The organism is Vibrio sp. 10N.286.49.C3 (assembly GCF_041469545.1).
GTDB classification, from domain to species: Bacteria; Pseudomonadota; Gammaproteobacteria; order Enterobacterales; family Vibrionaceae; genus Vibrio; species Vibrio tasmaniensis_A.
This window is the reverse complement of the sequence record NZ_JBFRKT010000009.1, coordinates 18527-44383: the sequence shown is the minus strand read 5'-3', so window position 1 is coordinate 44383 and position 25857 is coordinate 18527. Positions and strand designations below refer to the sequence as shown.

Annotated in this window: 23 protein-coding genes; 14 read left to right on the top strand and 9 right to left on the bottom strand. The window is 44.4% G+C overall.

The genetic code is table 11. The annotated features are described in order from the left end of the window. Nucleotides 1-52 precede the first annotated feature (52 nt). Genes pcnB through panC form a run of 4 tightly spaced genes read left to right on the top strand, consistent with a single transcriptional unit; the run spans nucleotide 53 to nucleotide 3606 of the window. Nucleotides 53-1408, top strand: coding sequence for a polynucleotide adenylyltransferase PcnB (pcnB, locus tag AB4180_RS04780; RefSeq protein ID WP_009847583.1), 1356 nt, complete (start codon nucleotides 53-55; stop codon nucleotides 1406-1408). Beyond that, nucleotides 1405-1890 (top strand): 2-amino-4-hydroxy-6-hydroxymethyldihydropteridine diphosphokinase, encoded by a 486-nt coding sequence (gene folK / locus AB4180_RS04775; protein WP_102249153.1) that lies wholly within the window; start codon nucleotides 1405-1407, stop codon nucleotides 1888-1890. The genes pcnB and folK overlap by 4 nt, the downstream gene beginning before the upstream one ends. 22 nt (nucleotides 1891-1912) lie before the next feature. Next, nucleotides 1913-2707: a 3-methyl-2-oxobutanoate hydroxymethyltransferase gene (gene panB, locus AB4180_RS04770; protein WP_009847585.1), complete on the top strand. Its 795-nt coding sequence runs from the start codon at nucleotides 1913-1915 to the stop codon at nucleotides 2705-2707. Between the two features lie 8 nt (nucleotides 2708-2715). Beyond that, nucleotides 2716-3606 carry a pantoate--beta-alanine ligase gene (panC, locus tag AB4180_RS04765; RefSeq protein ID WP_012604734.1) on the top strand — a complete coding sequence of 297 codons (891 nt, stop codon included), beginning with the start codon at nucleotides 2716-2718 and terminating at the stop codon, nucleotides 3604-3606. 152 nt (nucleotides 3607-3758) lie between these two features. Here panC and AB4180_RS04760 read toward each other — a convergent pair whose 3' ends face one another. The 3 genes from AB4180_RS04760 to AB4180_RS04750 all read right to left on the bottom strand — a co-directional run bounded on the left by AB4180_RS04760 (nucleotide 3759) and on the right by AB4180_RS04750 (nucleotide 7401). After that, a complete protein-coding gene (locus AB4180_RS04760; protein ID WP_009847587.1) occupies nucleotides 3759-4529 on the bottom strand; it encodes an ABC transporter permease in 771 nt (256 codons plus the stop codon). Between the two features lies 1 nt (nucleotide 4530). Continuing rightward, nucleotides 4531-5448, bottom strand: coding sequence for an ABC transporter ATP-binding protein (locus AB4180_RS04755; protein WP_009847588.1), 918 nt, complete (start codon nucleotides 5446-5448; stop codon nucleotides 4531-4533). Nucleotides 5449-5769: 321 nt separating this feature from the next. Next, a complete protein-coding gene (locus tag AB4180_RS04750; RefSeq protein WP_029223085.1) occupies nucleotides 5770-7401 on the bottom strand; it encodes a SulP family inorganic anion transporter in 1632 nt (543 codons plus the stop codon). A 286-nt stretch (nucleotides 7402-7687) separates the two neighbouring features. Here AB4180_RS04750 and can point away from each other — a divergent pair, with 286 nt between their 5' ends. After that, nucleotides 7688-8347, top strand: a complete 660-nt coding sequence (gene can, locus AB4180_RS04745) for a carbonate dehydratase (protein WP_009847590.1) — start codon at nucleotides 7688-7690, stop codon at nucleotides 8345-8347. Nucleotides 8348-8442: 95 nt separating this feature from the next. Here the strand turns inward: can and hpt are convergent, their stop codons facing one another. Beyond that, entirely contained in the window at nucleotides 8443-8973 is a 531-nt protein-coding gene (gene hpt, locus AB4180_RS04740) for a hypoxanthine phosphoribosyltransferase (RefSeq protein ID WP_009847591.1), read from the bottom strand. 337 nt (nucleotides 8974-9310) lie between these two features. Here hpt and AB4180_RS04735 point away from each other — a divergent pair, with 337 nt between their 5' ends. Further along, the gene (locus AB4180_RS04735) at nucleotides 9311-9916 is read left to right on the top strand and encodes a LuxR/HapR/OpaR family quorum-sensing transcriptional regulator (protein WP_012604737.1); all 606 of its coding nucleotides are present in this window, start codon (nucleotides 9311-9313) and stop codon (nucleotides 9914-9916) included. A 389-nt stretch (nucleotides 9917-10305) separates the two neighbouring features. Here the strand turns inward: AB4180_RS04735 and lpdA are convergent, their stop codons facing one another. From lpdA to ampD, 5 genes are all read right to left on the bottom strand, one after another. Then, nucleotides 10306-11733: a dihydrolipoyl dehydrogenase gene (gene lpdA / locus AB4180_RS04730; RefSeq protein WP_004735450.1), complete on the bottom strand. Its 1428-nt coding sequence runs from the start codon at nucleotides 11731-11733 to the stop codon at nucleotides 10306-10308. 242 nt (nucleotides 11734-11975) lie between these two features. Next, nucleotides 11976-13862 carry a pyruvate dehydrogenase complex dihydrolipoyllysine-residue acetyltransferase gene (gene aceF, locus AB4180_RS04725; RefSeq protein ID WP_102249154.1) on the bottom strand — a complete coding sequence of 629 codons (1887 nt, stop codon included), beginning with the start codon at nucleotides 13860-13862 and terminating at the stop codon, nucleotides 11976-11978. Between the two features lie 26 nt (nucleotides 13863-13888). Then, entirely contained in the window at nucleotides 13889-16552 is a 2664-nt protein-coding gene (aceE, locus tag AB4180_RS04720; RefSeq protein ID WP_009847595.1) for a pyruvate dehydrogenase (acetyl-transferring), homodimeric type, read from the bottom strand. A gap of 62 nt (nucleotides 16553-16614) precedes the next feature. Beyond that, a complete protein-coding gene (pdhR, locus tag AB4180_RS04715; protein WP_009847596.1) occupies nucleotides 16615-17376 on the bottom strand; it encodes a pyruvate dehydrogenase complex transcriptional repressor PdhR in 762 nt (253 codons plus the stop codon). Nucleotides 17377-17858: 482 nt separating this feature from the next. Further along, nucleotides 17859-18458: a 1,6-anhydro-N-acetylmuramyl-L-alanine amidase AmpD gene (ampD, locus tag AB4180_RS04710; RefSeq protein WP_102249156.1), complete on the bottom strand. Its 600-nt coding sequence runs from the start codon at nucleotides 18456-18458 to the stop codon at nucleotides 17859-17861. 83 nt (nucleotides 18459-18541) lie between these two features. Between ampD and nadC the strand changes: the two genes are divergently transcribed. From nadC to yacG, 8 genes are all read left to right on the top strand, one after another. Continuing rightward, on the top strand, nucleotides 18542-19432 hold the full coding sequence (gene nadC / locus AB4180_RS04705; protein ID WP_102249157.1) for a carboxylating nicotinate-nucleotide diphosphorylase: 891 nt from the start codon (nucleotides 18542-18544) through the stop codon (nucleotides 19430-19432). A gap of 255 nt (nucleotides 19433-19687) precedes the next feature. Then, the gene (locus AB4180_RS04700; protein ID WP_017103842.1) at nucleotides 19688-20146 is read left to right on the top strand and encodes a prepilin-type N-terminal cleavage/methylation domain-containing protein; all 459 of its coding nucleotides are present in this window, start codon (nucleotides 19688-19690) and stop codon (nucleotides 20144-20146) included. Beyond that, nucleotides 20146-21831, top strand: coding sequence for a type IV-A pilus assembly ATPase PilB (gene pilB / locus AB4180_RS04695; RefSeq protein WP_102249158.1), 1686 nt, complete (start codon nucleotides 20146-20148; stop codon nucleotides 21829-21831). Before AB4180_RS04700 ends, pilB begins: the two co-directional genes overlap by 1 nt. A 15-nt stretch (nucleotides 21832-21846) precedes the next feature. Further along, nucleotides 21847-23073, top strand: coding sequence for a type II secretion system F family protein (locus AB4180_RS04690; protein WP_102249159.1), 1227 nt, complete (start codon nucleotides 21847-21849; stop codon nucleotides 23071-23073). Nucleotides 23074-23141: 68 nt separating this feature from the next. Next, a complete protein-coding gene (locus AB4180_RS04685; protein WP_102249160.1) occupies nucleotides 23142-24011 on the top strand; it encodes an A24 family peptidase in 870 nt (289 codons plus the stop codon). Nucleotides 24012-24013: 2 nt separating this feature from the next. Further along, complete coding sequence (gene coaE / locus AB4180_RS04680) at nucleotides 24014-24628, top strand: dephospho-CoA kinase (protein WP_009847605.1); 615 nt, start codon at nucleotides 24014-24016, stop codon at nucleotides 24626-24628. Between the two features lie 26 nt (nucleotides 24629-24654). Further along, the gene (gene zapD, locus AB4180_RS04675; RefSeq protein ID WP_102249161.1) at nucleotides 24655-25395 is read left to right on the top strand and encodes a cell division protein ZapD; all 741 of its coding nucleotides are present in this window, start codon (nucleotides 24655-24657) and stop codon (nucleotides 25393-25395) included. Between the two features lie 243 nt (nucleotides 25396-25638). Then, nucleotides 25639-25836: a DNA gyrase inhibitor YacG gene (gene yacG, locus AB4180_RS04670; protein ID WP_102249162.1), complete on the top strand. Its 198-nt coding sequence runs from the start codon at nucleotides 25639-25641 to the stop codon at nucleotides 25834-25836. Nucleotides 25837-25857 lie beyond the last annotated feature (21 nt).

Genomic DNA, 25857 nt, shown 5'->3' with positions numbered 1-25857 from the left:
CTTTGGACTAAGAGAAAAACAAAGCTGGCGATACCTACTTTGTTATAAACTAATGAATACAAACGACAATACCCCAAGCGAACAACGCGGATTCCACGAATTAGCTCTGAATATTTATACTCGTCAAGAGCACAATATTTCACGCAAGCAGATCAGCGACAATGCACTTAAAGTGTTATATCGCCTGAATGGTGCGGGTTTTGACGCATTTCTAGTCGGTGGTGGTGTACGCGACATCTTATTAGGCTCTCAGCCAAAAGATTTTGATATCGCGACCAACGCAACGCCAGAGCAAATCAAGCACCTATTCAGAAACTGTCGCCTTATCGGTCGACGTTTTCGCTTGGCACATATCATGTTTGGTCGTGACATCATTGAAGTAGCAACTTTCCGTGGTCACCACCAAGAGCCATCGAAAAACGTTTCTGCGCAATCTGAAGAAGGTATGTTGCTACGCGATAACGTGTACGGCAATGTTGATGAAGATGCAGAACGTCGTGACTTCACAATCAATGCGATGTACTACAACATTGCAGACTATAGCATCCACGATTACGCGGGTGGGGTAGAAGATTTAGAAGATAAGCTGATCCGCCTGATTGGCGATCCAGAAACGCGTTACCGCGAAGACCCAGTACGCATGCTACGTGCAATGCGCTTCGCCGCTAAACTGGATTTTGATATTGAGGAAGATACAGCCGACCCAATTGAAGAGTTAGCACACCTTCTAAAAGATATTCCAGCAGCGCGCCTTTACGAAGAGTCTCTAAAATTACTGCAATCAGGTCACGGTTTAGAAACCTACCACTTGATGCGTGAGTACAACCTGTTCCAGCAGATGTTCCCTTCCGTAGCGGAGCACTTCACAGAAGGCTACGACTCACATACCGAGCAAATGCTTGATTTGGTACTCGACTCGACTGACCTTCGCATCGAAGATGGCAAGCGAGTAAACCCCGCGTTTATGTTTGCTGCAATGCTTTGGTACCCAATGAACAAGTTGGCAGACAAGCTTGTCGCTGAACAGGGTATGGCGCACTACGATGCGATCATGGAAGCAAGTAACATCATTCTTGATCGACAAGTAAAATCAATTGCGATTCCTCGTCGCCATACCGCAACCATTCGCGAAGTTTGGCAACTGCAACTACGACTGCCTCGCCGCAACGGTAAACGTGCCGTTCGCCTGATGGAACTCAATAAGTTCCGTGCTGGCTACGATTTCCTAGAAATGCGTGGCGAAATTGAAGGTGGCGAAACCAAAGAACTAGCAAAATGGTGGGAGCGTTATCAGACAGCAGGACGCAATATGCGTCAAGCGATGGCTAATGACGTAGCAGCACCATCAAAGTCGGGTCATCGCCGCCGTAAGACTTACAGGAACAAAAAGAGTAAGCAATCAGAATGATAACGGCTTACATTGCGGTCGGCAGTAATCTTGCCGACCCTGTTAGCCAAGCAAACTTGGCTATCGAAACGCTAAAGAATCTTCCGCGAACAACGTTTGTTGCGACCTCACAGCTATATAGTAGCACTCCAATGGGGCCGCAAAACCAACCCGACTACATCAACGCGGTAGTAGCAATTAAAACCGAATTAACGCCAATTGAACTGCTTGATTGCACTCAAAAGATCGAGCAAGAGCAAGGGCGCGTCCGTAAAGACGAGCGTTGGGGTCCAAGAACCTTGGATCTCGATATCGTGTTATACGGCAATGAGGTGATCGATTCAGAGCGCTTAACCGTTCCTCATTACGGAATGAAAGAAAGAGAGTTTGTGCTCTACCCGCTTGCTGAAATCGCACCAAGTTTACAACTCCCTGATGGGACTGAGCTGACAGAACTACTAAAAAAAGTAGATAAGAACGGGCTCAATGTTTGGCAGCAATAGCCAAGCGCATTAAGGAAAATCAATGAAAAAAGTAACCATTAACGACCTAATCAAGTGCAAACAAGAAGGCCGTAAATTCGCGACGTCGACAGCTTATGATGCGAGTTTTGCTCAATTATTCGAAAGCCAAGATATGCCAGTTCTACTTGTCGGTGACTCACTTGGCATGGTTCTACAAGGTCGTAACGATACATTACCAGTAACCGTTGAAGATATTGCTTACCATACTCGCTCAGTGCGTGCCGGTAGCCCAAACTGTCTTCTTATGGCTGACATGCCATTCATGAGTTACGCCACACCAGAGCAAGCCTGTGAGAACGCAGCAACCTTAATGCGCGCTGGTGCGAATATGGTGAAAATCGAAGGCGGAAGCTGGTTGATTGAAACTGTGAAGATGCTAACAGAACGTGCTGTACCAGTATGTGCACACTTAGGCTTAACGCCTCAATCGGTAAACATTTTTGGTGGTTACAAAGTTCAAGGTCGTGACAACGAGCAAGCCGATAAAATGGTTGCTGATGCGCTAGCACTACAAAATGCAGGTGCTCAAATCGTTCTTCTTGAATGTGTACCAGCTTCATTAGCAAAAAGAATTACAGAAGCTTGTGACGTACCGGTTATTGGCATCGGCGCAGGTAATGTTACCGATGGTCAGATCTTGGTTATGCATGACATGTTCGGTATTTCTGCGAACTACATGCCGAAATTCTCTAAGAATTTCCTAGCTGAAACAGGTGATATGCGTAAAGCCGTCGCTCTATACAAAGAAGAAGTAGAGAGCGCACGTTTCCCTGATGATGCTCATACAATCGCTTAGGAGTAACTATGCAAACTTTTGCTGAAATAGCGGCTCTTCGTGAGCAGATTAAACAGTTTAAGCGTGATGGACGTACGGTTGCTTTTGTCCCAACAATGGGAAACCTACATGAAGGTCACCTAACTCTGGTCAAGAAAGCTCGTGAACTGGCTGACATTGTTGTTGTAAGCATTTTTGTTAACCCAATGCAGTTTGATCGCGCCGACGACCTAAATAACTACCCTCGTACGTTAGAAGCCGATTTAAACAAACTAACAGGAGAAGGTGTTGAGTTAGTCTTTACGCCAACACCAGAGGTTATGTACCCAGATGGATTGGACAAACAGACGTTTGTTGAAGTCCCTGGTATATCTCATATGCTTGAAGGTGCCTCTCGCCCAGGTCATTTCCGCGGTGTATCAACAATTGTCACGAAACTGTTTAATATCGTTCAGCCAGACTTTGCATGCTTCGGTGAGAAAGATTTCCAACAACTTGCTGTGATTCGCCAGATGACAACTGACTTAGCGCTAGACATTGAAGTTGTGGGCGTAGCGACTGTTCGTGAAATGGATGGTTTAGCCATGAGCTCTCGCAATAGCAACCTAACGATTGACGAACGTCAGCGAGCTCCAGTTCTAGCGCGCACTATGCGTTGGATCAGCAGTGCTATTCGTGGTGGTCGTGATGATTACGCGTCTGTCATTGAAGATGCAACAGACCAACTGCGCGCAGCAGACCTACAACCGGATGAAATATTCATTTGTGATGTGAAAACGTTACAAGCAATCACTTCAGAATCGACTCAAGCAGTGATTCTAATGTCGGCTTTCCTAGGTAAGACTCGTCTTATCGACAACCAAGTTTTAGATTTGGTCTCGGAAACGAAAGAAGAAGTGAAAGAAGAAACTGCTGAGTAATCGCTTTCTTCTCTTTACGTAAACCAGGTTCTACCGCAAAGCACAAATGAAAAACATAAAAAAGGTCGATGTAATATCGACCTTTTTCTTTGCCTGCGATTCAGGATAATTAATAGTTCCTGGATAACTAATAGCTCTTGGATAACCAAAAGTTAGCTACGTAAGCCGATCCCCTTTGTAACTAAGTAATGTGCAATGCCATACAGCACGACAATAAACACACCTAGTACGCCAAACGACGTCACAATACCCACATCAGACACACCCAAAAAGCCATATCTGAACGCGTTTACCATATACACGATAGGGTTCAACTTCGATACACCTTGCCAGAATTCAGGCAATAGACTGATCGAGTAGAAAACACCACCGAGATACGTCAGCGGCGTTAAAATGAAGGTTGGGATAATAGAAATATCATCAAACGTACGTGCGAATACCGCGTTGATCAAACCACCCAGAGCAAACACAACCGACGTGAGAAATACCGTCGCAATGATCACGCCCCAGTGGTCGACTTGAAGGTCAACAAAGAACAGCGATACAAAGGTGACGATAGTGCCCACTAACAAGCCACGCACCACGCCGCCCATTACGAAGCCGGCGATAATCACGTAGTTAGGAACAGGCGCTACAAGCAGCTCTTCAATGTTCTTCTGGAATTTGGCACTAAAGAACGATGAAGCAACGTTGGAATATGAGTTGGTGATCACCGACATCATGATCAGACCGGGCACAATGTATTCCATGTAGCTAAAGCCGTTCATTTCACCAATACGCGCACCAATCAGGTTACCGAAGATGATGAAGTAAAGCGTCATGGTAATCGCTGGCGGTACCAGAGTTTGCACCCAGATACGCGTGAAGCGATTGATCTCTTTGGTCAACAAGCTGCAGAAAGCGGTCCAATATAGGCTGTACATATTATTTATTCCCCTCACGGACGATACTCACAAATAGCTCTTCTAGGCGGTTTGCTTTGTTACGCATAGAGAGAACTTTTACCTGCTGCTCACTCAATTGATCAAAGATGGTATTCAAACCTCGATTCTTGTCGATTTCGATTTCTAGCGAGCCATTAACCATCACTTGGCTATTCACACCTTCAAGTTTAGGTTCAGTCGCACCCTCTTCAAGATCAAGAATAAAGGTCTCGGCACTCAACTTACCCAACAGCGACTTCATTGTGGTGTTCTCAATCAACTCACCACGATTGATGATACCAATGTTACGACACAGCATTTCCGCTTCTTCTAGATAGTGCGTAGTCAAAATAATGGTGATGCCCTGCTTCTCGTTGATCTCCTTGAGGAATTCCCACATTGAACGACGCAATTCAATATCAACACCCGCCGTTGGTTCATCAAGAATCAACAAATGAGGCTCATGCATCAGTGCACGCGCGATCATCAAACGACGCTTCATACCACCAGATAAGTTACGCGCACGTTCGCCACGCTTTTCCCACAAATCGAGCTGAGATAAGTACTTTTTAGCGCGTTCTTTAGCAAGAGCTTTCGGTACACCGTAGTAACCGGCTTGTTGTAGCACGATCTGCTCAACCGTTTCGAACGGGTTAAAGTTAAACTCTTGCGGGACTAAACCTAAGTTCAACTTCGCTAGCTCCAGATCGGTATCAATGTCGTAGCCAAACACTTTAACCTTGCCTGACGTTTTATTAACCAGTGAAGAGATAACACCAATGGTGGTGGATTTACCCGCACCATTTGGGCCAAGTAGTGCGTAAAAGTCGCCTTTTTCTACTTGTAAACTCACGCCCTTAAGAGCCTCAAAGCCCCCTGCATAAGTTTTTCTTAGTTGCTCAATTTCTAATGCATACATAGAGATAGACTGCCATTTGCTATAGATAAGATGTTGATGACCGAGCTTGAGGAAGAGAGTAATGCTTAAAACGAGCTAGCAGAAAACTAACTCAAACTTGTTTACTCGGCCATTTTGCAAACAAGTTTATCGTTGATTAACGATTAATACAAATACCGAGTGAGGCTTTCTTTCGAAAGCGAACAAGAATATTAAGTACGTAAAGAGCAATTCAGTGTTCAGTAAACATAAAAATGCCGTTAAGTTATTAACTTAACGGCATTAATCACCAATACTATATTTGGCGTCTATAACTGACTCATGTGAAATTATTGCTGAAGATTAAACCGAGTCAAATTGATGTTCATCTCTATCAACATAGCTTGTTGCAGCTGTCAGGGCTTCATATCTGAATCGATAAGTATTGGATTCCGGTACAAGGTCAATCACATGGAATTTTTCTAATTGCTGACGAGTATTCTCATTAGGACACAATAAGTACACCTCACACTGCGCATCTAGGGCATCTTTAATCGCATTTTCTAGCGCTAAACCAACGGTAACATCAATCATAGGCACATCAGTTAGATCTAAGATCATCGCTTCATAATCAGAAATACTCGAGTGTTGACGTGAAATCGCTTTTGAAACACTAAATATCATCGGCCCAGAAAGGTAGAAGAACAGCACTTTACCATTGGCACTATCCAGTAACTGACGTTCACTGTCAGTTAATGGGATATCGTCTTCATCATCGCCATCACTGATCGCCTTAACTTGTCTAGCTTGCTCTCGACTCAGCCTTTCAATGATCAGAATGTTTGAGATAAAAACGCCCAGCCCGACCGCAATAATTAAATCAACGAACACGGTTAATAACATCACACCGTACATGACACCCATGCCGGCATAACTCACCTTGTGTGCGCGCTGAATAAAACTCCAATCAAGGATGTTGAAACCGACATACATCGCGATACCAGCCAACACCGCCATAGGGATCGGTTCTGTTAAGCCTCCCGCAACCAATACCACTAGCGCAAGCACCAAAGCACGAATAACACCAGAAAGCGGAGAACGAGCCCCTACCTGAATGTTGGTCACTGTGCCCATGGTTGCGCCCGCACCGGGTAGCGCACCAAACAGACCAGAAATCATATTCGCAATGCCTTGGCCACGAAGTTCTTTGTCTGAATCATGCTCTTTACGAGTCAATGAATCTCCGATAACCGCAGTCAAAAGCGTATCAATACAACCAAGAGTACCTAGCACCAAAGCATCGATAACCATTGTGGTGAATTGCTCAGAGCTGATAGTCGGAATAACAAGAGAAGGTAAGCCTGCGGGAATTTCACCAATACGGCGAATAGAATCGGTATCAAAGATAATAACGGATAAGAGCGTTACAGCCACTAAAGCGACCAATTGAGCGGGCACATACTTACGATATTTAGCAGGAAAACCGAAAAGGATACCAAGCGTTAACACCCCCAAAAACAGCTCACTGACTTTCAGATTTGCTAGCGTATCAGGAAGTGCCGAAAGTGTGCCCATCACTCCGCCAGAAGGGGCTGCGTGCCCTAGCAAAGGAGAAAGTTGCAGAATGACAAGAATCACGCCGATACCGGACATAAAGCCAGATATCACGCTATATGGCATCAAAGTGACGTACTTTCCTAGCTTTAATGTACCGAGTAATATCTGAAAAGCACCCGCCATCATTACCACGGTAAAGGTCATTGCCATCCCGGTTTCAGGGTACTTGGCCACCATGCTGGTCATTACTGCCGTCATGATCACTGTCATCGGCCCGGTAGGTTCTGATATCAAGCTGCTTGAGCCACCAAACAATGCCGCAAATAGGCCCACCATGATGGCGCCCCAAAGGCCAGCTTCCGCGCCCGCACCAGAAGCGACACCAAATGCCAACGCTAAAGGCAATGAGATGATGGCTGTAGTTACACCGCCAAACATATCTCCTTTGAGATTGATATCCGTAAAACGACTTCCAAACAAAACACACCTTCCTGATGATGAAATGACAAACCTTATCACTTTAACAAATGTATCAACGGTTCAGAAAGTGTTAATTTAATCACACTATTCGTCTCTTATATCCGGATTATGCCTTTTACGCTAAGTTAATGATTTTAACGACTAGTACACGTCAGATGAGTACTATTTGACACAGTTTTTACAAGATTGAATTTGTAACATTGTGTATAGTTAGAGTTCTTAATTAAGGGATGTAAGACGCAAAATGCCAGAGATTAAACAGCTTTTTGAAAACAACTCTAAATGGTCAGAAGAAATTCGCTCTCAACGACCAGAGTATTTTACAACGCTTGAAGAGGGTCAAAGCCCTGGTTTTCTATGGATAGGCTGCTCAGATAGCCGCGTTCCAGCCGAGCGTCTCACTGGTTTGTATTCTGGCGAACTGTTTGTTCACCGAAATGTCGCTAATCAAGTAGTTCATACCGACCTAAACTGCTTATCAGTAGTGCAATACGCTGTCGATGTACTCAAAGTGAAACACGTTATTGTTTGTGGTCACTACGGCTGTGGCGGTGTTAACGCAGCGATAGATAACCCTAAACTGGGTCTTATCAACAACTGGCTACTCCACATACGCGATAACTATCTTAAGTACCGTAAGCAAATTGAATCTCTGCCTCGTGAACAATGGGGTGACAAGTTATGCGAAATTAACGTTGCAGAACAAGTCTACAATCTTGGTAACTCGACCATCATGCAAAGCGCATGGGAACGTGGACAAGATATTGAAATCCACGGTGTGGTTTATGGTATTGGTAATGGCAAGCTGCAAGATCTTGGTGTTCGTTGCTCAAGTAATGATACTTTAGAAAACAGCCATTTAGCGGCGCTTGATAAAATCCTATCGTCTCCAATCCTAGGTTAATTCTTAACGTCTAACCAATAGATATAAGAAAGAATAGATATAAAAAAGGCTCGCGTTTTGCGAGCCTTTTTTGTTTGTGTTCAACAGAGTCGTTATTACTCTTGAGGTACAACTTTACCGATGTACGGTAGGTGACGATATTTTTGTGCGTAGTCGATACCCACACCAACAACGAATTCATCTGGGATTTCAAAACCAATCCACTTTGTGTCTACAATGACTTCACGACGAGAAGGCTTGTCTAATAACGTACAAATTTCGATAGATTTAGGACCACGCAGGCTCAGAATTTCTTTTACTTTAGTCAGCGTGTTACCAGTATCGATAATGTCTTCTACAAGTAGAACATCTTTACCTTGAATGTCATCATCAAGGTCTTTCAAAATACGAACATCACGTGAGCTTTCCATGCCGTTGCCGTAGCTAGACGCAGTCATGAAATCCACTTGGTGAGTTAAATCGATAGCACGAGCAAGATCCGCCATAAAGACAAAAGATCCGCGCAATAAGCCAACTAAAACTAGATCTTCGCTACCTTGGTAGTGCTCCGTGATCTGCTTGCCTAGTTCGTTCACTCGATCCTGAACTTCTTGCTCAGAGATCATGACTTCAACTGTATGCTTCATACTGCTCTCATTTTATTTGGTGATTACGACGAATGTTGACACTTTCGTCAGTTGTGTCGCTCAATTTTGTGCGTAAGTCTAGCACTGCTCAAATACCCACACCACCTTATGGTTCGAATTTACTGTTAGATTCTCAATGAAATGTGCATTGGTGCGTTATCCAATACTCGCATCCTTTCACATCAACACTGATCACGCTTTATGTATCAAGTTTGATGTAACTGTCTATAAAACAAGCACAAGGGATTGACCATTCACATATGCACCATTACACTCATCTTGGCTTAAATAATAATAAAATCATTAATATAAAAATTCGTTGGCAAGGAAAAACAATATGGACTCAATAACGAAGAGACCTAGAACTAGGCTTTCACCCTTAAAAAGAAAACTTCAATTGATGGAAATCGCACTTGAAGTATTCTCTCGCCGTGGCATTGGCCGCGGTGGACACGCTGATATTGCCGACATCGCTCAGGTGTCAGTAGCAACAGTATTTAACTACTTCCCTACCCGTGAAGATCTGGTTGATGAAGTACTTAACCACGTTGTTCGTCAATTCTCGAACTTCCTTTCAGACAACATTGACCTAGATATTCACGCAAAAGAAAATCTACATAATATTGCGACTGAAATGGTGACGTTAGTGGCTCAAGATAGCAATTGGTTAAATGTATGGTTCGAATGGAGTGCATCAACTCGCGATGAAGTGTGGCCTCTGTTTGTAACCACTAACCGCACTAACCAGATGTTAGTACAAAACATGTTTAGCAAGGCGATTGAACGCGGCGAAGTCTGTGACGATCACGATCCTAAACATCTAGCAAATCTATTCCACGGCATTTGCTACTCGCTATTCATCCAAGCGAAACGTGTAGATACGCAAGAAGAACTTTCGACCTTGACGGATAGCTACTTGAACATGCTGTGCATTTATAAGTAGATTCGATCTTCGAACAAAACTAAAGGGTTGCCTTTTACGCTAACCCTTTTTTATTTCCTCTCACCTAATCAGATTCCCTATTCCTTCCTTCGTCACTCTAAAGAATGACGGATATAAAGAACCACTACGCTTAACTTCATCGTCACTATAAACGACAGACAAAAAAATTAATCAGACACTAAAGCCTGAGCTTCCCTATTCCTTCCTTCGTCACTCTAGAGAATGACGGATATAAAGAACCACTACGCTTCACTTCGTCATCCTCAAGAGCGAGGGAGGAGCGAGTTGGGGATCTCTTACAAGCATGACGACCATCTTTTCTTCAGACATAAAAAAACCGCTGACGAATCAGCGGCTTTTAAAAACATTAGCGAGTGGCTAAAGAAGAATTATTTCTTCTTTTTTACTGCTTTTTTGTTTGGAAGGTCAGTGATTGAACCTTCGAATACTTCCGCAGCTAGACCAACAGACTCGTGTAGAGTTGGGTGAGCGTGGATAGTCAGTGCGATATCTTCTGCATCACAACCCATTTCGATTGCTAGGCCGATTTCGCCAAGAAGTTCACCACCGTTAGTACCAACAACAGCACCACCGATTACGCGATGAGTATCTTTATCGAAGATCATCTTAGTCATACCGTCAGCACAGTCTGAAGCGATTGCACGACCAGAAGCAGCCCAAGGGAAAGTAGCAACTTCGTAGTTCAGGCCTTCCGCTTTCGCTTCTTTCTCAGTCTTACCTACCCAAGCAACTTCTGGCTCAGTGTACGCAATTGATGGAATTACTTTAGGATCGAAGTAGTGCTTCTTACCAGAGATAACTTCAGCAGCTACGTGACCTTCATGCACACCTTTGTGAGCAAGCATTGGTTGACCAACAACGTCACCGATCGCGTGGATGTGAGGAACGTTAGTACGCATTTGCTTATCAACATTGATGAAACCACGCTCATCAACTTCGATACCCGCTTTTTCAGCGTCGATAAGTGCACCGTTTGGAACACGACCGATAGCAACAAGAACAGCATCGTAGCGCTCAGCTTCAGCTGGTGCTTTTTTGCCTTCCATTGAAACGTAGATACCATCTTCTTTCGCTTCAACAGCAGTAACTTTAGTTTCAAGCATTAGCTTGAACTTGTTCTTGATGCGTTTAGTGAAGACTTTAACGATGTCTTTATCCGCAGCTGGGATAACTTGATCGAACATCTCAACAACTTCAACTTTAGAACCTAGAGAGTGGTAAACCGTACCCATCTCAAGACCGATGATACCGCCGCCCATGATAAGCAGTTTTTCTGGTACTTCGTTTAGTTCTAGTGCATCCGTAGAATCCCAAATGCGTGGGTCTTCATGTGGGATGAACGGAAGTTTGATTGGGCGAGAACCCGCTGCAATGATTGCATTATCAAAGTTAATTGTTGTCGTTTCTTCGCCAACAACTTCGATGCTGTTAGGACCAGTAAACTTACCGAAACCGTTAACAACAGTAACATTACGCATCTTAGCCATACCGCCAAGACCGCCAGTCAGTTGATCAACTACTTTGTCTTTCCAGATACGAACTTTGTTGATGTCCGTTTGTGGCTCGCCGAATACAACGCCGTGCTCTGCCATCGCTTTTGCTTCTTCAATTACTTTAGATACGTGAAGAAGTGCTTTTGATGGAATACAACCAACGTTTAGACATACACCACCAAGAGTGCTGTAACGTTCAACTAGTACTGTTTCTAGACCTAAATCCGCACAACGGAATGCCGCTGAGTAGCCAGCAGGACCTGAACCAAGTACAACAACTTGGGCTTTAATTTCTTTGCTCATTGTGACCTCTTGTAGTCATTATCCCTAACAGGCTGAGTAGATGTTCTTAAAATTATTGGGCTTTCAAACAGGAAACATTTTACAGAGATGTTAACAGTGTGAAAGTAGCTTTAAGTTAGCCTGTGAGCTAGACAACAATTCCCCCGCAGTTTATGAGAAATGCCGGAAACTGTTCTCTAAAAATAGTCTTTATATAAAGAATTAAGGTGACCCGAAAGTCACCTTAATAATTACTTTCTCAATTACAGTACTAGACGACGAATGTCAGATAGTGCGCTGTTTAGGAAAGTAATGAAGCGTGCACCTTCAGCACCATCGATCACACGGTGATCGTATGATAGAGACAGTGGAAGCTGTAGACGTGGTTGGAACTCTTTGCCATTCCAAACTGGCTTAATTTCAGACTTAGATACACCTAGGATACCTACTTCTGGAGCATTTACGATTGGAGTAAATGCAGTACCGCCAATACCACCAAGGCTAGAGATTGTGAAACAACCGCCTTGCATGTCTGCCGCTGTTAGCTTACCAGAACGTGCTTTCTTAGAAACAGCCATTAGCTCTTCAGATAGCTCGTAAATGCCTTTCTTGTTCACGTCTTTGAAGACAGGAACAACTAGGCCGTTTGGTGTATCAACAGCGATACCCACGTTTACGTACTTCTTAAGAATGATGCTTTCGCCATCTTCAGAAAGAGAAGAGTTAAACGCTGGGAATGCTTCTAGCGCTTTAGCAACAGCTTTCATGATGAACACAAGTGGAGTGATCTTCATGCCAGTGTCTTTCTTCGCTTCGATTGCGTTCTGTTCTTTACGGAATGCTTCTAGCTCAGTGATGTCTGCGTTGTCCCACTGTGTAACGTGAGGGATCATTACCCAGTTACGGTGCAGGTTAGCGCCAGAGATCTTCTTAATCTTAGAAAGCTTCTGAACTTCAGTTTCGCCGAACTTGCTGAAGTCAACTTTTGGCCAAGGTAGTAGACCAAGAGCAGAACCATCGCCGCCTTTGCCAGATGCTGCTGCACCAGACTCAAGACGCTTAAGTGCATCTTTAACGTAAGACTGAACGTCTTCTTTAAGTACGCGACTCTTACGACCAGTACCTTTAACTTTCGCTAGGTTTACACCGAATTCACGAGCTAGACGACGAACAACTGGAGATGCGTGAGCGTACTCGCCGTTCTCTTGGAAGTCGCCAGCTACTGGAGCTACTGCTTCTGCTTTAGGTGCAGGTGCTGCTGCCGGAGCTGCTGCTTGTGCTGGAGCCGCTACTGCTACTGGAGCTGCGCCTTCAACAACAAAAGTCATGATTGAAGAGCCTGTTGACACTTTGTCACCAGCTGCAATCTTGATTTCTTTTACTGTACCAGCGAATGGTGCAGGCACTTCCATTGAAGCTTTGTCGCCTTCAACAGTAATTAGAGATTGCTCTTCTTCTACTGTATCGCCAACCGCTACCATGATTTCAGTAACTTCTACTTCGTCGCCACCGATATCAGGAACGTTCACTTCTTTCTCAGCAGATGCTGCTGGAGCCGCTGCAACTGGTGCCGCCGCTGGAGCAGGAGCTGCTGCAACTGGAGCGCCAGAGCCTGCCACTTCAAATACCATCACTAGAGAACCAGTAGATACTGAATCACCAGAAGCGATCTTGATTTCTTTAACGATACCAGCGAATGGTGCAGGAACTTCCATTGAAGCCTTGTCACCTTCAACAGTAAGAAGAGATTGCTCTTCTTCTACTGCGTCGCCGATAGCTACCATGATTTCAGTTACTTCAACTTCATCACCGCCGATATCAGGAACGTGAACTTCTTTAAGCTCAGCCGCCGCTGCTGGAGCAGCTGCAACAGGTGCCGCCGCTTCAACTGCTGGCGCAGCCGGTGCTGCTGCAGCACCTTCCGCTTCGAAGATCATGATAAGAGAACCAGTAGAAACAGAATCACCTTCTGAAATCTTGATTTCTTTAACGATACCCGCTTGAGACGCAGGAACTTCCATTGAAGCTTTGTCGCCTTCAACAGTGATCAGTGACTGTTCTTCTTCAACCTTGTCGCCAACGTTTACAAGAATCTCAGTTACTTCAACCTCGTCAGCACCGATGTCTGGTACATTAATTTCGATTGTCATTGTATTTACCTACCTTAATGCCAGTCTTATGCGTATTGCGGGTTAATTTTGTCTGCGTCGATGCCGAATTTAGCAATTGCTTCAGCAACTACTGATTTCTCAACATCACCACGTTTAGCCAGTTCAGTAAGTGCTGCAACAACAACGTAGCCTGCATTTACTTCGAAGTGACGACGTAGGTTTTCACGGCTGTCTGAGCGACCGAAACCGTCAGTACCAAGTACTTTGTAAGACTCAGAAGGCATGAATGCACGTACTTGCTCAGCGTAGTTCTTCATGTAATCCGTAACTGCGATTGCAGGTTCGTTACCAAGAACAGTTGTGATGTAAGGTACTTTCTCTTCAGCTTCTGGGTGAAGCATGTTGTCACGCTCTACCGCTTGGCCGTCACGAGTCAATTCGTTGAACGACGTTACAGAGAATACATCAGATGCTACGCCGTACTCTTCGCTCAGGATCTTAGCGGCTTTACGCGCTTCGTTCATGATAGTACCAGAGCTCATTAATTGAACCTTAGACTTAGAACCAGCGTAAGACTCAAGCTTGTAGATACCTTTACGGATGCCTTCTTCAGCGCCTTCTGGCATTGCTGGCATTGCGTAGTTCTCGTTCATTACTGTTAGGTAGTAGTAAACATTCTCTTGGTTCTCACCGTACATGCGACGGATACCGTCTTGCATGATTACCGCTAGCTCGTAAGCAAACGTTGGGTCGTAAGAGATACAGTTAGGTACTGTGTTCGCCATGATGTGCGAGTGGCCATCTTCGTGCTGTAGACCTTCGCCGTTTAGCGTTGTACGGCCTGCAGTTGCACCAAGTAGGAAACCACGAGCTTGTTGGTCACCTGCTAACCAAGCCATGTCACCAATACGTTGGAAACCGAACATTGAGTAGTAGATGTAAAACGGAATCATCGGTAGATCGTTTGTGCTGTATGAAGTTGCAGCTGCAACCCATGAAGCCATAGAACCTAGTTCGTTGATACCTTCTTGAAGAACTTGACCAGAAGTCGCTTCTTTGTAGTAAGAAACGATGCCTTTATCTTCAGGCGTGTAGTCTTGACCGTGTGGGTTGTAAATACCAACCTGACGGAATAAACCTTCCATACCGAATGTACGAGCTTCATCACAGATGATAGGAACAATGTTCTTACCAATGTTCTTATCTTTAAGAAGGATGTTAAGCGTACGTACATAAGCCATCGTTGTAGAGATATCACGCTTCTGTTCACCCAGTAGAGGTGCGAATGCGTCTAGCTCAGGAACTTTGAACTCTTGCGTGAATTTTGGCAAACGCTGAGGAGTGTAACCTTGTAGTGCTTTACGACGAGCATGTAGGTATTCGTACTCAGCAGAACCTTCTTCCAGTGTTAGGTAAGGAAGCTCAGATACTTTCTCATCAGAAAGGATGTCTTGTAGGCCTAGACGGTCACGTAGGTATTGTACGTGAGTCATGTCCATCTTCTTAACACCGTGAGCGATGTTCTTACCTTCTGCAGCTTCACCCATACCGTAACCTTTAACTGTCTTAGCTAGGATTACTGTTGGTTTGCCACCTGTCTCTTTTGCATTGTTGAATGCAGCGAACAGTTTAGAAGAGTCGTGACCACCACGTTTCAGTTCGAAGATTTGGTCGTCAGTCATGTCTGCAACTAGTGCAGCTGTTTCTGGGTACTTACCAAAGAAGTGCTCACGTACGTATGCGCCATCTTTAGATTTGAATGTTTGGTAGTCACCATCGATAGTTTCATTCATTAGCTGAAGAAGCTTACCAGTCGTGTCTTTAGCTAGTAGAGAATCCCAGTTGCTACCCCAGATAACTTTAACAACGTTCCAACCTGCGCCTTTAAATAGGCCTTCAAGTTCTTGGATGATGCTACCGTTACCCATTACAGGGCCGTCTAGACGCTGTAGGTTACAGTTGATTAGGAAACATAGGTTGTCTAGCTTCTCACGCGCAGCGAAAGAGATAGCACCACGTGATTCTGGCTCATCCATCTCACCGTCACCTAGGAACGCGTATACACGCTGACCTGAAGTATCTTTCATGCCACGACCTTCAAGGTACTTAAGGAAGCGCGCTTGGTAGATAGCAGAGATAGGGCCTAGACCCATAGATACTGTAGGGAACTGCCAGAACTCAGGCATCAGTTTAGGGTGCGGGTAAGAAGGGATACCTTTACCATCAACTTCTTGACGGAAGTTATCTAGCTGCTCTTCAGTTAGACGACCTTCAACGAATGCACGAGAGTAGATACCTGGAGAGATGTGACCTTGGTAGTAAACTAGATCGCCACCGTCAGTCTCGTTTGGAGCACGGAAGAAGTGGTTGAAACATACTTCGTAGAACGCTGCTGCTGACTGGTAAGAAGCCATGTGACCACCAAGGTCTAGGTCTTTCTTAGAAGCACGCAATACAATCATGATTGCGTTCCAGCGAATAATCGAACGAATACGACGCTCAAGAGTTACGTCACCAGGGTAAGCTGGCTCTTGTGCTGCTGGAATTGTGTTGATGTAGTTCGTGTTGATGCCTGTAGCCATATCAACACCATCTAAACGCGCTTTATCTAGAACTTGTTCTAGTAAAAACTGTGCACGTTCTACACCTTCTTCACGTACTACTGACTCAAGAGCTTCTAACCAATCTTGAGTTTCCAGAGCATCAACGTCATGCTTCATGTCAGACATGGCGATCTATCCTTTTTGTTAGTTGGATTCTACTAAACACGTAAAAAGCCGAAGTATTACGACTATTTACCCTGTTGGATTCGACGTAAAGAACGTTCGCGGCGCGATTCTTCTTTGGTCAAATCCATCAATGTTTCTTCGATGTAAGCTAAATGAGAGTGTGACATTTCACGCGCCTGTTCTGGCTGTCCTGAAACGATCGCATCTACAATGTTAGCTCGATGTATACTCACTTTCTCCACAACGTCTTTACGACGATGCAACAGTTTTAAATTTTCTAAGACGTTTTGTTCGAGTAACGGAGCCAAGCTACGAACAATGTGCAATAACACCACATTGTGCGCTGCCTCTGTTAAAGCAATAAGAAAAGCCATCACAGCTGCAGACTCGGCTTCAATATCACCCTTATCTTGCGCACCGCGAATTTTTTCTTGGCATGCTTGAATTCGAGCAAAGTCTTCATCAGTACCACGTAATGCCGCGAAGTAAGCCGAAATCCCTTCCATCGCATGACGCGATTCCAACAAGTCTAGTTGGGTTTCAGAATGGGAGGACAACAAATTAAGCAAAGGATCTGAAAAGCTTTTCCAGATATTTTCGCTAACAAACGTACCTCCACCTTGACGGCGAGTAAGCAAGCGTTTTGCTTCTAAACGTTGTATCGCTTCTCGGATTGAAGGACGAGACACATCGAACTGTTTCGCCAGTTCACGCTCAGGCGGCAGCTGCTGCCCTGGAGCCAGTGTTCCTTCCACTATCAACCTTTCTAACTCTTGTTCGATAACGTCCGAGAGTTTTGGCTGACGAATCCTTTGATAAGCCATAGTTTGTTGTTCTTCTTTTTCTTCGCTGACAATTGGTATTACCAATTTTAAGTTGGGCAGAAATTAACATAATTAAAACGCCACTGTCCAGACTAAAATTGACCTGAATCATAGAACACAGCACGAATTAACCGTGATTTAACAAATGAAATTTAAAACAGCAACCAATTTGGTCTTACCATTTACAGGGGTAATACTTTTGGGGAGTATCCGTGCTAGAAAGTTTCAGGATAAAAATGGATTGTTTCAGAAAGATGAGTGCCACTTGATTAAAAATCAAACCAAGCGCACATTAGAGGTAGAAATCCTGTTCATAATTTTTAATATTAGATCGTTTGATAAGCTCGTCACACTCTCGATTTATTGACGCCCTCCCCCTAACCACTTTATTTACATCGCAACAACAAAAATTCACAAGTGATTATGCCTGGCGTTGACTATTCAACCACCAGCAACAATAAAAGCATCTTCAATAATGAGGCTTAAACCTTGAGCTCGCCTTTAAACTTCTGCCAGTCGAAAACCAAACCAGGGTCAGTTTTTCGTAGCGGGGCTATATATTGATGACCAGTGATACGTTCGGTGGTTATTTGAGGGAAAGTCGATACGATCGTTTCTGTTAATCGAGTAAGCGCTTGGTACTGCAGCTCTGTATAAGCGATAAAGTCGCTTCCTTCTAGTTCAATACCAATCGAATAGTCATTACACCTTTCACGGCCGGCAAAGCTGGACTGGCCAGCGTGCCAAGCTCTATCAAGGAACGAAACAAACTGCACAACCTCACCATCACGACGAATCAAGCAGTGTGCAGACACACCCATTTGGTGAATCACCTGAAAAAATGGATGCTCTTCTGGGTCAAGTTTGCCCGTAAAAAACTGTTCGATGTAAGGCCCACCAAATTGCCCCGGAGGTAAACTAATGTTGTGAACCACCAGCAGAGAGATATCGCAGACACTAGGTCTAACATCAAAATACGGGGAAGGAACATGCCGAGCGTTGTCATACCATCCGTTGGAGCTGATCGTCATCTTGGTCTCACTTTCTTTTCTGCTAGCACAATAAGATGTGACCTTACCCATAGAGCAGTCACGCTAGCCTCTTTAATTTGAAGTTAAGCAAGAGTATCATTCCATTCCCACTCCCTTTCAAGATTAGATTTGCGATGAAAAACACACATAACAGCCACCAACGCCTTGATTACTTAAAAGAGCAACTGCCGCTAGAGATCACTCGCGCAGTCGCTGAGACCATCAAAGAAGATCTAGGTGGAACGTTAGATCCAGCGGCTGATATTACGGCAAGTCTAATCCCTGCAGACGCAATCAACAGCGCAACCATCATTACCCGTGAGCACGGTGTGTTCTGTGGTAAAGCTTGGGCTGATGAAGTGTTTAAGCAATTGGGCGGTGAAGTCACTATCGAGTGGAACGTAGAAGACGGTGACAAGGTTGAACCAAACCAAACACTTTGCACGCTAGCAGGCCCTGCTCGCGCACTTTTAACCGGTGAGCGTAACGCAATGAACTTCATTCAAACACTATCGGGTTGTGCGACGGCGACAGCAATCTACGCTGACAAAATCAAACACACAGAATGCCGCCTATTAGACACGCGTAAAACAATTCCAGGCCTTCGCAGCGCACTAAAATACGCTGTGGCTTGTGGTGGTGGCTTCAACCACCGTATTGGTGTTTTCGATGCCTACCTAATCAAAGAAAACCATATCATCGCATGTGGTGGCATTGAGAAAGCGATCTCGACAGCAAAAGAGCTTAACCCGGGTAAGCCAGTGGAAGTGGAAACAGAAAGCCTAGCAGAGCTAGAGCAAGCGATCAGCGCCGGTGCAGACATCATCATGCTAGACAACTTCACCACTGACATGATGCGTGAAGCCGTTAAAATTAACGCAGGTCGTGCAGCACTAGAAAACTCAGGTAACGTGACTTTAGATACGATTGCAGAGTTCGCTGAAACGGGTGTCGATTACATCTCAGTGGGTGCACTGACTAAGCATCTAAAAGCAATGGACCTTTCAATGCGATTCAAAGCTTAATCTCATAGTTCTATCAATCACTTAACTTCTAGGCATGGCAATCAGCCATGCCTTTTTATTGCTTTTATTATCAGTATATCAATCAGTTAACTAAGCTGATCGCATAATTTTGCGCTCCATATGAAACAACACACCAATAAATACAAAACCACTCGCGCCTGCATCTGAACACCATTCCACTTCTAAATCTCAACTTCTATTCTTTCCATCAACCGGTGCTTGCACTGAAACAAACTAAACGAATGGAATAGAACAATGAAAAACAAAAGAAAAAACCAGAAAGGCTTTACGCTGATTGAATTGATGATTGTGGTGGCGATTATTGGGATTTTAGCTGCGTTTGCTGTGCCTGCTTATCAAAATTATACAAACCGAGCACATGCTAGTGAAATGTTAAGTGCTTCTTCAGCATTCAAGACAGCAACCAGTATATGCTTACTTGATGGACAAGCCGACTGTTCATCTGGAACTGGTGGTGTTCCTGGAAATCAACAATTTCAAAAAAATGCTACTGATGATTTCACTGTATCTTCCACTATTGCTCAAGCTGCATTAGGAACAGCGACAGGAAATATAACAGCAACAGTTGCAGCAAAAGGGGCATTAGCTGCTAATTCTACAGTTGTTTTAACTCCATCAATATCAGCCTCAGGTGTTACATGGGCAGTAACTTGTACCGGTGCTGGCAATGCAGACTGGTGTCCAGAAAGGTAATGTATACTAATCTTTGCACCGTTCTCCGTCAGGCTAACTTACTTAGCCTGACTCAAGAACAAGCCGTTGCGGAACATGTACAAGCTTCAGGTATTTCTACACCTGAAGCTTTGCTCACTCTGGGCTTATTCACCGGCGAGAGCCTCGCTAATAACATCAAAACCATTTTCGGTTTGCCGTTAGTGCAACTGGCCAATACTGACTATGAAATCTTGTGTGACCAATTGGGACTTCGAGAATTGATCACTAAGTATCGTGCTATCCCAGTTGTCCTCACTAACTCTACTCTCACGCTCGCCTCTGCCGATCCAACCGACTTGCAAGCTGAAGACGATTTTAGATTCGCGACTGGATTGCAGATAGAACTCGTTGTCGCTAACTATTCAGAATTAGAAGGCGCCATACGAAAGCTGTATGGTCGCTCTATTTCCGGGCAAGACTCTAAGCGCAAAGAGATCACCCAAGATGAGCTCGCCAATCTTGTTGAAGTCTCTGACGATGAAATGAGTTCAATTGAAGATCTCAGTCAAGACGATTCCCCTGTCAGTCGATTTATCAATCAGATACTGGTTGATGCGGTGCGTAAAGGCGCATCAGACATCCACTTCGAACCTTATGAAGAAAACTACCGAGTGCGTCTGCGTTGCGATGGCATTCTTGTTGAGGTCCAACAGCCCGCGTCTCATTTAAGCCGTCGGTTATCCGCTCGTTTAAAGATTCTCGCCAAACTTGATATCGCTGAACGTCGCTTACCTCAAGACGGCCGTATTAAGCTGCGTTTGAACGACGAGCTGGCGATCGATATGCGTGTGTCGACTCTACCGACATTGTGGGGAGAAAAGATCGTACTGCGTCTTCTAGACAGCAGCGCAGCCAATTTAGATATCGATAAATTAGGTTACAGCGAGGATCAAAAAGCGCTCTATCTCAATGCCCTAAAACGCCCGCAAGGGATGATCTTAATGACTGGGCCCACAGGCAGTGGCAAAACGGTCTCTCTTTACACAGGGCTTCGCATGCTTAACACCTCTGAGCGTAATATCTCAACAGCTGAAGATCCGGTGGAGATCAACCTGTGTGGTATCAATCAGGTACAGGTGACGCCAAAGATCGGTTTTGGGTTTGCCGAAGCACTACGATCGTTCTTGCGACAAGATCCTGATGTAGTGATGGTCGGTGAGATCCGTGATTTAGAAACCGCAGAGATCGCGATCAAAGCGTCGCAAACGGGTCACTTAGTCCTCTCGACACTCCATACTAACTCAGCTTCGGAAACCGTGACTCGGCTCGCCCATATGGGGATAGAACCATTTAACCTCGCTTCGTCATTGAGCCTGATTATCGCGCAGCGACTGGCAAGGCGGCTGTGTAACCACTGTAAAGCAGCTGACAACTCGCCGGACATATTTCTACGTCACTCTATTCCTAACAATCAAACACTCTACAAAGCCACCCCACAAGGGTGCAATGAGTGTAATCAGGGCTATTCCGGTCGAGTGGGTATCTACGAAGTGATGCCGTTTACCGACAAACTAAAAAATAGTCTGATCAATAAACCTAACGCGTTAGAGATTGAAGATCTCGCGCGTAGAGAAGGAATGAGAACACTGCAAGAATCCGGTATCGATAAGTTGCTTGAAGGCACGACCAGCTATCAAGAACTGCAACGTGTTCTGTATCTATAATCCATCGGAGCACTCATGAGCACTAAACTGCAGTCACAATTAAAAAACTACCACTGGAAAGGCATAAACAGCTCAGGCAAAAAGGTGTCAGGGCAAACCTTGGCACTCGCTGAATTAGAAGTACGAGAAAAGCTCAAAGATCAGCATATTCAGATTAAGAAAATCAAAAAGAAAAGCATCTCAGCAGTCACTCGTTTAACACACCGAGTCAAAGCCAAAGACATCACCATTTTGACTCGACAACTTGCGACCATGCTTGCCACTGGCGTGCCTATCGTTCAGGCCATTAAGCTAGTGTCAGACAATCACCGTAAAGCTGAAATGAAATCAATTCTATTGCACATCTGTCGAGGTGTCGAAGCGGGAACCCCTATATCAAAAGCGATGCGGACGGCAAGCTCTCACTTTGACGACCTGTACACCGACTTAGTCGCTACTGGCGAGCTTTCCGGAAACCTAGCGCAAGTCTTTGAGCGCTTAGCAACCTATAGAGAAAAGAGTGAGCAGCTAAAGTCTAAGGTCATAAAAGCACTGATTTATCCCACAATGGTGGTCGCTGTCGCTTTTACTGTCTCTTACTTAATGCTCACCATGGTAATTCCCGAATTTGAATCGATGTTTTCAAGCTTCGGGGCAGACCTCCCTTGGTTTACTCAACAAGTACTCTCCCTTTCGCATTGGGTACAGGCTTACAGTCTTTATGCTGCCGTTGGCATAGGGTTAGTCACATTATTTACCTACCAACTGCGTCAACGGTCTTATTCCATTCGTTTATCATTCAGCCGTCTAGGTTTGCGATTCCCTATTCTTGGCGGAGTATTGGCCAAAGCCTCAATCGCCAAATTCAGCCGAACCTTATCAACCAGTTTTAGTTCAGGGATTCCTATTTTAACCAGCCTGAAGACCACAGCCAAAACCGCAGGTAACCTGCATTATGAATCGGCCATCATCGAGGTTCACCGTGAAACTGCCGCTGGCATGCCGATGTATATCGCGATGCGCAATACCGATGCTTTTCCTGAGATGGTTTTACAGATGGTCATGATAGGAGAAGAGTCCGGTAACCTTGATGACATGCTCAATAAAATCGCATCTATTTATGAATTTGAAATCGACAACACCGTCGATAATTTAGGTAAGATTCTAGAGCCACTGATCATCGTATTTTTAGGCACCGCTATTGGTGGGCTTGTTGTCGCGATGTACTTACCGATCTTTAATCTTATGAGTGTGTTAGGATAGCTCAAAGCAACCAAACACCCTTCAAGCAGAGAACCACTGCTTGTATTGATTAAGTGGTAAAGGACACTATGGAAGTATTTCACTACTATCCTTGGCTATTCCCCGTATTAGCTTTCATTTTTAGCCTTCTTATTGGCAGTTTCCTCAACGTAGTCATACACCGTTTACCGATTATGATGGAACGAGAGTGGCAACAAGAGTGCTCGGAGTATTTCTCTCAATATAAAATTCCTGCGCCAGAGGGGAAGTTCAATCTCAGTATCCCTCGTTCGGCTTGCCCGAAATGTAAAACCCAATTAAGAATCGCCGACAATGTTCCAATATTGAGCTGGTTGTTCTTGAAAGGTAAGTGTCATAGCTGTGCTAACCCAATCAGTGCTCGCTATCCATTGGTCGAACTGCTGACTGCAATACTATGCACCGTAGTGGCTAGCCACTTTGGTTTCAGTTACTACGCCATTGCTTTGATTTTTTTCACCTTTGCATTGATTGCCGCAACCTTTATCGACCTAGATACCATGCTGTTACCTGATCAAATCACCTTACCTTTGGTTTGGTCTGGTATCGCGTTAGCACTGTTTAACATCAGCCCAGTATCGCTTCAAGATTCCGTAGTTGGCGCAATGGCCGGCTACCTAGCTTTGTGGTCTGTTTATTGGTTGTTCAAGCTACTAACAGGCAAAGAAGGCATGGGATATGGAGACTTCAAACTCCTAGCCGCATTAGGTGCATGGCTGGGTTGGCAACATCTGCCGATGATCATTCTTTTATCTTCGCTTGTCGGCCTAATATTTGGTTTGATTCAACTTCGCTTGAAACAGCAAGGCATAGATAAAGCGTTCCCATTTGGACCTTACCTAGCGATTGCGGGTTGGGTAAGTTTAATGTGGGGTAACGACATCATGGGTTGGTATTTAACTTCTGTATTAGGAATTTAACCATGGCAATCATTATCGGATTAAGCGGTGGGATCGCCAGTGGTAAAACGACGGTAGCTAATCTCTTCAGCGAACATTTTCACATTGATATTGTCGATGCTGATATCGTGGCACGTGAAGTGGTGGCGTTGGGCAGTGAAGGTCTAAAACAGATTGCGACTCATTTTGGTGAAGAGGTATTGCTCGAAGATGGGGCGCTAAACCGAGCTAAACTGCGCGAAGTGATCTTTTCTGATCCCACAGAGAAACAATGGCTCAATGAACTGCTTCACCCTATGATCCGCGACAAAATTGACAGTGACCTGTCTAAAATCACATCCCCATATGGTTTATTAGTCGCACCGCTATTGGTTGAAAACCAAATGCAAGGCATGACCGATCGCGTATTAATCGTTGATGTGCCGGTAGAAGTGCAAATAGAACGTACGATGAGTCGCGATAATGTTTCTAGGGAACAAGTTGAATCAATATTAAAATCACAGGTATCAAGAGAACAGCGCTTAGCAGTTGCAGATGACGTGATTAAAAACCATACTAAAAACCAAGAACTTTTGCCTCAAATCACAGATTTACATCAAAAGTATCTGGCAATCAGTGCAGTAGATGGGTCAGAATAGAACAATGTTGAATGAAGGTTTGCTCGATGATCACCCACAAATTTGAACATCCTCTAAATGAGAAAACACGCATCTACTTAAGAGTTGAATCACTCTTGAGGCAGTTACACCTGTCTTCTGCATTTTCCGATGCTCAACAGTATCAACTCTTTTTCCGTTCTATCTTTGATCTGATTGAAATATTCGAACAGATACAACTTAAGAGCGAACTCGCAAAAGATATTGAAAAACAGCGTGTAACCTATAAAAGTTGGTTAGATGTTGAAGGTGTCGACCAAGAGATGCTGACATCATTGCTCAATGATATTAGTCATATCTATCGTGAACTGATGCAGGCGGAACGTTTTGGGCAATCATTAAAAGAGGACCGCTTCCTTAGCGCTATTCGTCAACGCTTTAACTTGCCAGGTGGCTCATGTTGCTTTGATTTACCGGCTCTACATTATTGGCTTCATCTTCCTCTTGATAAAAGAATTAGAGATGCTAAGACATGGATGGATAGCTTACAGCCTCTGTATGAAGCGCTAACACTATGGTTGAAGCTCACCAGAGAGACTGGTCACTTTAAGGATCAGATCGCTCGTACAGGTTTCTTCCAAAGCGATGCTGATGAAGCGAATATCCTTCGCCTTTCAATTCCAATGCAGTACGGTGCCTACCCGATGATCTCGGGACATAAAAACCGTTTCGCTATTAAATTTATGAGCTTTGAAACTGGGCAAGCCTGTACTCAAGATATTGAATTTGAGTTGGCTATCTGCAGCTAATTCATTACCTTTATTGTTTGGCTTGAGTTGTCACTTGAGCCTAAACTATTTCTTATGCCAACCACAGTAAGTAAGTGTTCATAAATAGCGTAGGAAAAAGGCTTGAGAACAAGACAGAAATTTTCGATAAGTAGTTATTCTACAATCAAAATTTCTAACGAAGTTATCGAGCGTTTTAACAAGCTAGGATGACCAGTTATTTGCTACGATTGGTATTACTACCCCCTCTAATTAAGAATCACTATGTCGAACAAAATCACCATCGTTAAATGCCCTCAATGTAACACTGACGTTGAATGGGGTGAACAAAGCCCACATCGCCCGTTTTGCAGCAAGCAATGTCAGATGATTGATTTCGGTGAATGGGCAGACGAAGAGAACAGTATCGCTGGCGCACCTGACATGTCGGATAGCGATGGTTGGTCGGAAGACCCACACTAAGCGAGTAGCGAGTAGCGAGTA